A 12763-nucleotide genomic window follows, 5' to 3' on the forward strand; every position below is an offset into this window, starting at 1 on the left:
AACATTATTCCTGTATCGCCGATACAACCGGCGACAAATGAAAGACGGACTGGTGGTGTGTTAAGCGAAAATGGGAGGTCGCTGAAGAGCTTCTTGGCGACGTTTGGGAGAAAAATGGAGGAAGAATTGCGCTTCAAATCGCTGTTGACCGGATAGCGCCTGCGGTAAATCGAACACCATGGCAAAGCTGGAACAACTGCCACCACAGCAATGACAATCGCGTTCACATTCGAGCTGTATCTCTGACAACTGAATCTGAGACTGAACCTCAATCTTATCCGTCATTTGATGGCATGGCGGAAAATCATCGATTACCAGCTCTACATTCCGTTCTGCTTCCGCCAATAACGACTGCGCAGCCATAAACGCCTGGCTATTAGACGTCAGGAGTATGGCAAACATGAATAGATAACGCAGTGCAGTTTGAAACATAAACGCTTTGTTAACCGGATTTTCCTTAGTTTAGTCCGAACGTTGATCAGCAGGGAAGTTCAGAATTGTAAGATTCTCAACTTCCTCTGATATTAACTAAGACCCTGACAGGACAACCGTGGGATCACAGGTACGCCAACCACGACAACACACTGTGAGCCTTTGCCGCACCAAAGATATAAGCAAAACAGATCAAAGAGCCAGCAAACGCCGGCAAGCTGCCGCGCTTAATCGCAACCACACCAAATCCGATGTACGCCACCAGTCCGACAATTTTGGCCACAACCCACCAACCGACAACCGGGCTGCCCCAGATGTTATGTAAGAGCAAAAAGGCAAAAACAAGCAGGAAGGTATCGATCACATGGGGGATAATTTTCAGAACTTTATTGTTGCGGAAATCCGGTTTGGCCGAAAACAGCACAAAGCGGATGACAAACAACATAATACTCAGATAGGCAAAACCTACGTGCGAATGTTTTAGTGCGGAATAATCCATGGTTTTTCTCTCATCAGCTAATTCAGTATTTTTTTATTTAAAAGTATCTGCAGACAATCAAACTTCCAACCAGAACGTCACCGGTCCGTCATTGGTCAGGGACACCTGCATATCGGCACCAAACCGGCCTGCACCAGTAGCAACCTGTTTGCTCGCCTCGGCAACGAAGTAACCGTATAACTCATTGGCCTGATCCGGTGAGGCCGCGGACGAAAACCCCGGGCGCATTCCTTTTTTGGTATCCGCAGCCAGCGTAAATTGCGAGACCACCAATAACTGCCCATTTATATCCAACAGGCTTCGGTTCATTTTGCCATTTTCATCAGAGAAAATGCGGTAGTTCAATACTTTATGTAATAGCTTCTCAGCCAGCTTTTCATCGTCGTGCTGCTGAACACCCAGCAACAGCAGAATGCCTTGTTCAATCTCGCCAGTGGTTTCGTCAGCCACCTCGACCTTTGCCTTACTAACCCGCTGAATCAAACCAATCACTGCAATCTCCAAGGTGTGTTCAGAACATTAAAAAGCCTGCTGAAAGCAGGCTAGGCAGGATACGGTTTTACGGATAAGAATCAATGCTTACTGATCGTGTGTAACTCCAGTGCCAGCTCAATCGACTCCTGACTCATACGGTTAAGATGACTGGCATCCTCAGCATTTTGTTCTGAGATCAGACGAATACGCTCTGCCAACTGATGAATTTCTTCCGTAACCCGGGCCTGCTGCTCGGCTGCGGTGGCAATATTGGCCGTTCGATCCTTAATATTAGTGAACGCGCCAACTATGTCATCAAACCGCTCCCGGGCACTTTGCGCCCGATCAATCGATGCCTGCGACAAACCCCGACTTTTCTCAATCACGGTTACCCCTTCGCTGGCAGCATTCTGCAACTGCGTAATCATGGCTTCAATTTCACTGGCCGACTCCTGAGTTTTACCAGCCAGCGTTCTCACCTCATCGGCAACGACGGCAAATCCCCTGCCCTGCTCACCCGCACGCGCGGCTTCAATCGCGGCATTTAAGGCCAGCAAGTTGGTTTGTTCAGAAATTGCCTTAATCACATCAAGCACCGCTCCAACCTGCAGTGAGTCGTTTGCCAAGCGATCGATGACTTCCGATGTGTTCGATAATGCATCAGCGAGCTGGGCAATGGCCTCGGCATTCTGACTGACCACGTCTTGCCCCTGGGCAACCAATTGACTGGCATCTTCGGCGGTTTGGGCAGCCGTCAGAGTATTCTGCGATACTTCATCAGCACTGGCCGACATCTGGTTAATGGCGGCTGCCAGTGTGGTATTTTCATCCATATGGGCCTGAGCCCGCTGCGTCAGCGTATCACTCAGGCCACCGAGTGACTCTGCTTCAGATTTCACCCGGCTCGCCCCCTGACTGATAACAACCAGCAGTTGACTGAGATGATCGCCATAATCATTCACTGCGGTGCGCAAACGACCCACCTCGTCGTCGCGCTCGACGTGCAAACGGGTGCCGATTTTGCCCTGAATCAGGCTGTGTACCTGTTGTGTGGTTTCTTCCAGATAGCCCAGAATTCGCTGACCAAACACCACCATCACAATGACAAAAATAACAATCAGCGGCAGCAACGCACCGTAGAGAATATTGGTAATACGACTGCTGTCTGCCAGCGCCACAGAATGCGGCAGCACCATCCCAATTACCCAGTTCTGATCCTTCATTTTATCGATAATCAGCAGCGCACTCTCTCCATCGATCACCCCAGCTTGCAGATCCGATACCGCTTCACCACGACGAATGCCTTCCGCCAGAGGTTCCAGACTGTTGTCCGCGCGGATAATCTCATCCATGGTTTTAGTGCCATAGTCGGTCGAACGGATACCCGGCATCGCAATTACCCGATTGGTCTGGTCAATCACAAACGCAAAACCACCGGATTCCTTATTTTGCGCCAACAGCAGGTTCTGCATACCACTGAGCATCAGATCGATGGTCGCCACACCCCAGAACCGCCCCTGACGTTGAATCGCAACCGTGCAAGTGGTCATGGCGACACCTGAAACGCTGTCGAAATATGCTTCTGACCAGGCACACTCACCAGCTGATAGTTGGCGACCAACCTGGTACCAACCTTCGTTGTGATAACCGCTTTGGTTAAAGTCATCCAGCAAGTCCAGCTGCCCTGAGCTGTTGCGAGCCCAGAATAAGGAGGCTCGTTCAACGCCATTTTCCAGCGCGCTGGGCTCCGGCCAGATACCACCACCGGCTACATCGGCATTATCGAACTGATTAACGACCTGTTCGATCTGGCTGATAAACGTTGAGGTATTGAGTGGCAGCGTTTCCGCTAACGCGGCCATCGCCTGAGTTTGAGCCGCAGCAGCGGACAATACGGAATCAACCTTAGCGGCGCTGTTTTGTACCCTGAGCAGAGCACTGGTTGCAGACTGTTGATACAGCTTAGGTTTTGCCAATCCATTCATAACAGCGGCGATACCAATCATCGCTGCGACAAACAAGCTCACACCAGCCAGCCGGATTTTGTTCTTAACAAGCATAAAAAATCTCAACTACTACGACTAATACTTTCAGTCTAGACGTGCTTTCTGGCATGCTTAGGACTCTGAATTCAATAACCTCTTTTTTGCGATGCCTAATATGACAAGTAAGACAAAAGGATTTCTGGCGATGGGTATCCTGAGCGTTTGTTGTTATTCAGCAGCCACCGAGGTTTACGTCACCCGCGATGCGCAGGGGCATGTGGTGTTCACTGATCAACATCAGTCGGGCGCTGAAACCCACAACCTGAAGGCACTGCCCACTGTGCCGGCCTTTAAGCGCCCAGAGAGCACAACACCCGAAGTAAAAACACCCGAAACTAACGAGGTGAGCTATACCAGTCTCAGTATTCTGTCACCTGGCGATCAGTATCAATTACCCTCGGGTTTCGGCGGAGAGATTGAAATCAGTGGCATCCTGACACCCGGATTAGAGGAAAGTCATGTGATCGAGCTGCTGGACAACGGAAGGGTCGTGGATAAAGGCAAACAGACGCTGTTCACCCTGCGATACCTGGACCGCGGCGAGCACAAGCTCCAGCTGCGGGTCGTCGATCGCCAACAAAAAACGGTTATTTCATCCAACAAGGTGACCGTGTACGTTCAGCGTTATTCACGTCTGAACCGCCCCTGAAAACAAGAAATGCACCAATAGAATTCACAGTAAACCACAAATGCACCACCACGGTGCTAAAATAGACTAATTACAGTGCATCCGCGCTACGTCACAGCATGCTTTTACCGATACAGCGCTATTTTTGTGCACTTTAACAATATGGCTCGTTTCTTGCTGATTATAAGGACAAATCGGGCCAGCCAGGCTGTCCCGAAAAATGGAGATAAAGATGCTGGCCAGTGCAATTGTAAACCAACGCTTGTTAGAACACCTGAATACCGGGGTGTTGCTACTGAATGCCGACCTGGTCGTCACTTATATGAATCCGGCAGCAGAGGCACTGCTGGAAATGAGTGGTCAAAGAGGCTTAGGAGTGCCGTTCTGGGAACTGGCGGAAGAATCGGAAGAAGCACGTCAGGCGCTTGAGCAATCGGTAATATCCGGACATTCCTACACCAAGCGTGAGACATCGATTCTGTTGAACAATCAACATCAGGTAACGCTCGATTATAGTGTCAGCCCGGTTGCGCACCCGGAAACCAAGTTACCAACGCTATTAGTCGAACTGCAGGGCCGTGATCGTCTGATGCGGATCAGCCGAGAAGAACAGTTAATTGCTAAACAGGAAACCACACGCAATCTGGTTCGTGGTCTGGCGCATGAAATTAAAAATCCGCTGGGAGGCATTCGTGGAGCGGCACAGTTACTGGAACGTGAGCTGCCTTCCGAAGCCTTAAAAGAATATACCGAGATCATCATCGAAGAAGCCGATCGTTTACGTGACCTGGTTGACCGACTACTAGGGCCGCGCCAGATACCGCAAACAGAAGATGTAAATGTCCACGAAATTCTTGAACGGGTATGTCAGCTGGTCAGTGTTGAGTCGAATAATGCCATTACTATTAACCGCGATTACGATCCTTCGATCCCAGAGCTGCAAGCCGATAAGGGTCAGATGATTCAGGCACTGCTGAATATTTGTCGTAACGCGATGCAAGCGCTATTAGAGGCACAGCCGGCAATTGAAAAACCGACATTATCACTGAAAACGCGTACGGTAAGACAATTTACGATTGGCCATAAACGCCATCGTCTGGTTGCCCAGCTGGAAATCTGCGACAACGGCCCGGGTATTCCATCCGAATTACAGGAAAATCTGTTCTACCCCATGGTCAGTGGTCGGGCAGAAGGAACGGGGCTGGGCCTGTCGATTTCTCAATCCATTATTAACCAGATTAATGGCATTATCGAATTCGAGAGCCATGCTGGAAACACCACTTTCTCAATTTATTTACCTTTGGAAACCCTATGAGCACGGTCTGGATTATTGACGACGACAAGTCCATTCGCTGGGTATTAGAAAAAGCCCTGGCGCAAGCCAACATCACAACCCGCGTATTTGAACAGGCTGAACCTGCACTGGCGCAACTGCGCCGTGAGCATCCGGATGCAATTATCTCGGACATTCGTATGCCGGGTATGGATGGACTGACGCTGCTGAAAGAAGCGAAAGAGGCACATCCACAGTTACCGGTTATTATTATGACGGCGCATTCAGATCTCGATAGCGCTGTCTCGTCGTATCAACAAGGTGCATTCGAATATTTGCCAAAGCCTTTTGATGTCGACGAAGCTGTTGCTCTTATCCAACGCGCTATCGATCACTTTGCCGAGTTAAATGCTCAGACGCCAGAGGCCGAGGAAGATCCGGAAAATACGGAAATCATTGGTGAAGCGCCGGCCATGCAGGAAGTTTTTCGGGCCATTGGTCGGTTATCGCAATCCAATATTACCGTATTAATTAATGGTGAGTCCGGTACCGGTAAAGAGTTGGTTGCTCATGCATTACATAAACACAGCCCTCGAGCAGCCGCGCCATTTATTGCTTTGAATATGGCCGCTATTCCTAAAGACCTGATTGAATCGGAATTATTTGGGCACGAGAAAGGCTCATTCACCGGGGCTGGAGGGCAACGTCGTGGTCGCTTTGAACAAGCGAATGAGGGCACTCTGTTTCTTGATGAAATTGGTGATATGCCAGCGGATACTCAAACCCGTTTATTACGCGTACTCGCCGATGGTGAATTTTATCGCGTTGGTGGCACCACGCCAGTAAAAGTTAACGTTCGTATTATTGCCGCAACTCACCAGGATCTCGAAAATCTGGTGAAGGAAGGCCGCTTCCGTGAAGATTTATTTCACCGCTTAAATGTTATTCGTGTCCACCTGCCACGCCTGGCAGACCGCAGCGAAGATATTCCGAAATTACTCACACATTTCCTGAAGCGTGCTGCGGAAGAACTGGAAGTTGAAGTAAAAACATTGAAGCCAGAAACCGAAGAGTATTTATCGTCACTCGATTGGCCCGGAAATGTGCGGCAGCTGGAGAATATCTGTCGTTGGATAACCGTCATGGCGTCGGGACGGGAAGTGCTGGTCAGTGATTTACCGCCAGAATTGCTCGAACAGGAAAGTGCCTCTCAGGTTGGTGGCAACTGGGAGCAGGCACTGCGCTATTGGGCTGACCAGCAGCTGGCATCGGGTGTGGTCGGTTTATTAGATACTGCCGTGCCTGCTTTTGAACGTATCATGATTGAAACAGCACTGAAACATACAGCAGGTCGACGACGTGACGCTGCAAACCTTTTAGGCTGGGGTCGTAATACGCTGACACGGAAGATCAAGGAGCTGAATATGGACTTTGGTAACAGCGCCGAAGCTGACCATGAAGAAGAAAATGATGATCTTTAAGGTTTGATCACGCGCAAACCAAAGTCTGCCGTCACAAAAATAAAAGGGCGATGAAATGTTTCATGGCCCTTTTATTTTCTTATTAATTTGTGACTTCGCGCCAATAAATAACCCGGTCATGACCCCGATAAACACCAAACGTCGCGGTCGCGGACGGATTTTCAAAACTGCCATTACCGTCATAATCACCTTCCAACCAGACTGGCGCATCATAGGTCACTACGCCGCTACCGGTGTTTGGTGTGGGTGCGGCCAATTCAATATTCGATTTTCCGCCAATCAAACTGCTGCTACCGGCAACCACAGAAGATATGCTAGTAATACTGGCATTCGCTGAGCTATAACTTGTGCAGCTGTCATCTTGATTGAAAATATAACCACTGCCGGAAAAATACTCCGCTTGTAATGGCATGTTCAAGTTCACCACTTCGGGGCCGTAGCTGTCTTTTAAAAAGAGACGACCAAAGCGAATCTGCTGGTTTCCTGCCGGCTCAATGGCTGGCACACTGCCGGACTGAGTCACATTGTCGGAATCCCGGACTTCATCCAGAATAATTTCCAGATCCGGAGTAAACGGTGCAACCTGTGCCAGCAATTCTTTTGTATAAGTAAACAGATCACCGCTGCTGAGCTGATATTCCACCTGGCCGGAGGCTGGGTTATCAATATTAATGGTGCCGTTGTTAAACGTTGATGTTAAGGCAATATCAGTACCGTCGGTGCGGTTCGCTGTGGTATCGGCAGTCAAACTCTGAAACGACACATCATTATTTACCAGCTTCATAAACTCGGCTGTTCGAGTGTAGTTAGTGGTCGCAGATCCACCAGCATTGCGGGCTTCGAAAATCAACGTCGGAGCAATCAACCAATTAATGTCCTGACCGCTGTAACTGAATGATGTTGCGCTGTTACAAAACGGTGCTAATGATCCATTGTCATCAACCGTCACAGCAAATGATGCGGGAATAAACCGACCGACATTCGATAATGTGTCAGTGGCAACGGTTACTCCATAATAATTAGCGGGAGCGCTGATTAAGTTAAAAACACCGACCTCTGACACCGATTGCGATAATGCCTTTGTGCCATTATCAATGTTGTCAATCGTCAGACTTGTGACCCCCAGGACACCCAGTGCGCCACCCGATGGCGCAACCAGTGTGTGAGTTAGATTCGTTGTCCCGATATAGTCCGTTGCTGTTGCACCATTACTGCACTGAGCAGTAGCAGTCACCGAAAACCCGGAGCCCGCTGCGACAAACGCACTGCAACTGCCATCTGCTGAAGAGCAGCTACTGTTTGCAGTACTGATGGCTAAATCGACGCGCGCGGGTGAAACCACAAAAGGACCGACACTACCGGTCAGATTGTCTGGCAGCGGCGCGGTACCGTAAGGCGGTTCATCGTGTTTGAAATTAAGAGAGGTAATCTGGGCGGTATTCGGATATTGCAGCGATACATTAGATACCCCATTGACGAAATTCAGCGTCAGATTATTACTACCCGGTTCAGTTTGATCACTGACACTTGTGCTATTGACGACAATGGCTGAGGAGGCTAATTCCGTTCCTGCACTGCCAGGATTATATTCCGCGGCAAACCAGGATTTAAAATCTTTGTTACCACTGAACCCCTCCAGCACCTGACACGGTGTTCCCGACGCATCCTGGCCAATGGCAGTTATGCTGAATGATGTCGAGCCGCCGCAGACAAAGTCGGCTGCATTAGTGACGGTAAAACCATTAGCACGAAAAGCGGTTTCACTGGTTGAGGTGGATGAAACAGACGCTGCAGTGTCGCTGGCGATAACCGCGACGTTGTTATTTTCATTCTGATGAAACAGATAAACCGTCGTCACCCCCGATTCACTGCCGTCGAGCGTTACACTACTGATATCGCTGCCGCCCGAAGACGCTGCATAAAACTCAGACTGAGAGGCTTCAGAGCTGGATAAGTTAATGGTACCAGCATAATCATCTTTGGTTGTTAGAGCGTCGTCACACATCGCCGTAATCTGAATCGCCGCTCTTGAGATTGGGCAAGCCAGAGAGTAATTTGGCTGAGAGATGTTAAATGACCCTAACGTGCAAGAAGCGGGTTCACACAGGCCACCAAAATCCGTATTGCTGAGAGACGATGGCAAATAATACACATTGTTATCGCGCCCCAGAACAACACTCGCACCAGCCATCGCCCCATATAAATAAGAATCACGATTCAGCTCAAGATTGCCCCCTGAATAAACCGTACCACTGATTGTTGCATCGCGCTGAAATTCAAGATTTCCATACGCATAAATCAACAATTGAGAAGCATCACGGGCCTGCCCGGCTGCGGCAGAGTTGGCTAACAGATCCCGATTGATATTTGTATCGGTTTGTACATAAATGCGTACTGTTCCGGTACCGATAACATTGATGGTATTTGCATTGCCTAAATCAAGGTCGCGTATCCAATAATTACCCGCCACCAGATTAATAATCGTATTGCTTCCCGTCACCAACCGGTCGATATAAAAATCCGTCTGACCGGTGAATGTCCCCAATATCGCCGAATTACCAACGCTGATGGTTCGGTATTGGTTTGTCACTGCACCAATCGCATTATTGCCGGAATTAGGAATCGTAACATCCGTGGTAAAACTGCTGGTATCTGGGAATGTGGGGGCATCCGTGGTTGGTACCGGCGTCGAATTTTCCTGGCATTCTACAGCAACACAACTGCGATTCGACGATGCACCATCGATATTCACAGCTATCGTATTCAACCTGTCATCCGGACTGAAGAACAAACGACTGTCACGACCAAAGGTGATTTCCCCCGTTGCCGAGTGAGTACTGATGCCATCAGGGAAGCTACTGACACATAAGTTAGCAGATCCACACGGACGTGTTTGATCAATTAGTTCAGCCACCTGGGTTTGCGTCAGGAACTGGTCAAAAATATTAACTTCATCAATATCACCATTGAAGAATCGGCCGGCGAAGTTCTGGTCGCTGCCAATTTGCACCGGATCTGAATTCTGACGTAAATTTTCATTAAATGTCGCTGAGCCAGATGGCGTTCCATTAATATAAACAACCTGGTTTCCAGGTTCATAGCTGACAACAACATGAGTCCAGGTATCGGCTGAAATTGTCGTACTGGAATTAATCTGTCGGGTCGTACCAGAGGAACTATTCCACCACCAATTAATCTGGCCACTGGGGTTTACATGAAACTCATAATTTTCATCTTTAGATAAAATTGTTTTGAAGCCAGAAGACGGAATCGAATCAATTTTTATCCAGGCAGCGGCAGCAAAACTTGACTCAAAATCCAACAGATTATTGTCAGGGACTTCAACATATTGACTGGCTCCGCTAAATTCACCGTATCGACAACTGCCAACCACACCAGGTACTGCGGGCAAAGCATCCTGAGTATTGAGAGCATTAAAAGCACTGCCATTGAGGTTATTTCCGGAACTATCCGTTACCTCTCCGGGCGTTCCATCAAAAGACGCCTCATCGAAACGATAGCTGGCTACCGGCTCAGGCAGAACCAGTAAGTTATTGCGGAATAGCAAATCAAAACTTGTTTCAACACTGACCTGATTAAATGAATACTGAATCGCATCAGAGTCATCAATCTCCAGACCAATCGTTGCACTCTGACCGTTTACTGTATTGTTGTTGTAGCGGTAACGAATATCTCCGTTTTCATACAGAACAACCTGGAAGTCGTATCTCAGGTTATTTGAATAAGCCCGGACATTTGTCCAGTTAACAATCAGTTTTCGGTTCGGTGCCGTACCAGAATTACCATAGGTTACCTGGCTACTGCCATCATCAACCAAATCATCCCAATAAACCGCAATTATCCGGTCCCCTTCGTCCGTTGGTAACTGTTCGTTACGGTAATCCCGATGTAATCGCTGGTCTGGTCCAAATTGCAACATGCCGTTGGTGAGAATACGCACCTGGCTGTACTGCGTATTATCGAAGGTAAAGTTAAAGCCAATGTTCACGACCACTTTGTCATCATCATTGGGATAGCCTGTGTCTGTATTATCCCAGGAGACGACGTTGACAACATCAGGGACATCGAGTGCCGTAGCCTCAAGCTCGGTTAATTCATAGCTTGCGAGAAGCTCAGATGAAAACAGCACCAGAAGAAGCAGTAAAGACCGTATCATTTTGCCCTCACTTCAATCTGTCGTTGTGCCCGGTCAATGCCGGTGCCACAGACTCCGGTACTGGACAATGTGTAATAAGTTTCACTATTAACGGTCACAGAACTGCAAACAACGCTGGCGCTGCAGTTACCGAGTCCCGCGGCTGTAAAATTGCGCTGGTAGAAAAAAGGCGAGGTTGCACAGCTTCTGCCTGCACTGCCATCCGGTGGCAACAACAGATTCAGTGCAACCTGAATACCTGACTCAGCACTGTAAAATGCCCGACTGGACTGAATCTGCAAGGTCATCCCTTCAGCAGAGTTACGCTGAATATTGCTCATTGCTGCAATAATTAACGCTAAAATCGTCACAACAAAGATTGCAGCCGGTAATCCAAATCCTTGCTGCTTTGGTAAATGAAATTCAGGGGACATTACGTATGTGAACCTCCTGAACTAAATCCATTGTGTCACCGTTGCGGGTATTCTGTAATTGATATTGAAACGTCACAACGCCATTACGGACAAGGGTCGCCGCATTAATCTGGAAGCTTAACGAGTTAGTCACAAGGGGAAAGGCCAGCACCTCGCGTCCACCAGCAAAGTCTGTCGGTAATGAAGCAATAAGATTGGCCACGTTGGCGATGAAACCATAACCAGAAAACCGATATAAAAAATTACCCTGCTGGCAAATGGCGACTGGTGTAGCCGATAAGTAAAAGCGATCAACCGGTGAAGCGTTACTGAAAGTATGAGTAGGAGAAAGAGCAACGGATACTGGATTACCAGTGGCAACGGAGTTTCCTTCAGGCAACGTCTCTGACACTGTCGTGATAGCGCCGGGGTTCGACAAATCGTATAGATTGTTGTCCGCCAATGGGTAAACGGAGACATACCCATTAATCTCCTGAGTCATCGAGTACGGCACCGCCTGAAAAGATGCTGTCGGACTGCCCGTAGTCAGACTGGTGTAAGTTGAAGCAGCAACAACTGGCATATATTCCACGCAGCGATTATCCGCCGTTGTGCGAATGCTGCCGGGTAAAGCGTCGCGCAAAGCGCGTGTTATTTGTTCGTTAATAATGGCCGAACTTGCGGCCAACTGCTGACGTCCGGCTGTGTCAATGACAGACTGTGACGAGTGTCGGATAAACTGAACAGAAACGGCCCCGACAATCGAAATAATGACAATCACCATCACCAGTTCAACCAGCGTAAACCCGCGTTGTCTGATCATCAGAAATTGCCCTTGTAAGCACTGACAATACTGCTGTTACCTATCGGATCAGTGATGGTTATCTGCACCAGCTTACTGCCGTTGGTGTTAGCGCCCACGGAACCATCGCAGCTTACGCTAACAGTAACCGTGTAATTGTTGTACAGTGCTGCCAGATTACTGTTGATGGTTGCCGGACTCTCATTAAGACCATTAAAGTCATCTACATCATCGTAGTTATCACGACCTTCCCCGTCGTCGGTTATCCGACAATTGCCAGTGTAGGTTGGCGCCCCACCGCTACCGGTCGCTTCGTCAAAATTCTTTGACAGGACTTCATCCATATACAGCTGTGCAAGATCAAGCGCACGACTTTGCACCAGAACATTACTATTACGACCAGTAATAACAGAGAAGCTCGACAGGCTGGCAACCAGAGCGACAGAGATAATCACAATGGTGATAACAAGCTCGATCAGAGTCACACCGCGGCTACTGTTACGAGAGCGTTGAAGGATCATTGGCTATCTCCCGTATTTAACAGGCCTATGAGAGTCAGC

Annotated in this window: 11 protein-coding genes; 3 read left to right on the top strand and 8 right to left on the bottom strand. The window is 48.6% G+C overall.

Annotated elements, in window-relative coordinates:
* Positions 1-60: 60 nt before the first annotated feature.
* From MK185_09825 to MK185_09840, 4 genes are all read right to left on the bottom strand, one after another.
* On the bottom strand, positions 61-432 hold the full coding sequence (locus MK185_09825; protein MCH2040921.1) for a hypothetical protein: 372 nt from the start codon (positions 430-432) through the stop codon (positions 61-63).
* Between the two features lie 124 nt (positions 433-556).
* A complete protein-coding gene (locus MK185_09830; protein MCH2040922.1) occupies positions 557-931 on the bottom strand; it encodes a SirB2 family protein in 375 nt (124 codons plus the stop codon).
* A gap of 57 nt (positions 932-988) precedes the next feature.
* Entirely contained in the window at positions 989-1423 is a 435-nt protein-coding gene (gene dtd / locus MK185_09835; GenBank protein MCH2040923.1) for a D-aminoacyl-tRNA deacylase, read from the bottom strand.
* A gap of 80 nt (positions 1424-1503) precedes the next feature.
* The gene (locus tag MK185_09840; protein ID MCH2040924.1) at positions 1504-3465 is read right to left on the bottom strand and encodes a methyl-accepting chemotaxis protein; all 1962 of its coding nucleotides are present in this window, start codon (positions 3463-3465) and stop codon (positions 1504-1506) included.
* 100 nt (positions 3466-3565) lie between these two features.
* Here MK185_09840 and MK185_09845 point away from each other — a divergent pair, with 100 nt between their 5' ends.
* From MK185_09845 to glnG, 3 genes are all read left to right on the top strand, one after another.
* Entirely contained in the window at positions 3566-4099 is a 534-nt protein-coding gene (locus MK185_09845; protein MCH2040925.1) for a DUF4124 domain-containing protein, read from the top strand.
* 214 nt (positions 4100-4313) lie between these two features.
* Positions 4314-5393, top strand: a complete 1080-nt coding sequence (gene glnL / locus MK185_09850; GenBank protein MCH2040926.1) for a nitrogen regulation protein NR(II) — start codon at positions 4314-4316, stop codon at positions 5391-5393.
* Positions 5390-6832, top strand: a complete 1443-nt coding sequence (glnG, locus tag MK185_09855; GenBank protein ID MCH2040927.1) for a nitrogen regulation protein NR(I) — start codon at positions 5390-5392, stop codon at positions 6830-6832. Before glnL ends, glnG begins: the two co-directional genes overlap by 4 nt.
* A gap of 82 nt (positions 6833-6914) precedes the next feature.
* Here glnG and MK185_09860 read toward each other — a convergent pair whose 3' ends face one another.
* From MK185_09860 to MK185_09875, 4 genes are read right to left on the bottom strand one after another with little or no spacing between them, the layout of a single operon-like run.
* Positions 6915-11009 (bottom strand): LamG domain-containing protein, encoded by a 4095-nt coding sequence (locus tag MK185_09860; GenBank protein ID MCH2040928.1) that lies wholly within the window; start codon positions 11007-11009, stop codon positions 6915-6917.
* A complete protein-coding gene (locus MK185_09865) occupies positions 11006-11422 on the bottom strand; it encodes a hypothetical protein (protein MCH2040929.1) in 417 nt (138 codons plus the stop codon). Before MK185_09865 ends, MK185_09860 begins: the two co-directional genes overlap by 4 nt.
* Positions 11412-12224 (bottom strand): prepilin-type N-terminal cleavage/methylation domain-containing protein, encoded by an 813-nt coding sequence (locus MK185_09870; GenBank protein MCH2040930.1) that lies wholly within the window; start codon positions 12222-12224, stop codon positions 11412-11414. The genes MK185_09865 and MK185_09870 overlap by 11 nt, the downstream gene beginning before the upstream one ends.
* Positions 12224-12724 (bottom strand): type II secretion system GspH family protein, encoded by a 501-nt coding sequence (locus MK185_09875; protein MCH2040931.1) that lies wholly within the window; start codon positions 12722-12724, stop codon positions 12224-12226. Before MK185_09875 ends, MK185_09870 begins: the two co-directional genes overlap by 1 nt.
* Positions 12725-12763 lie beyond the last annotated feature (39 nt).

It is taken from the genome of Saccharospirillaceae bacterium (assembly GCA_022448365.1).
Lineage (GTDB): Bacteria > Pseudomonadota > Gammaproteobacteria > Pseudomonadales > Oceanobacteraceae > Bacterioplanoides.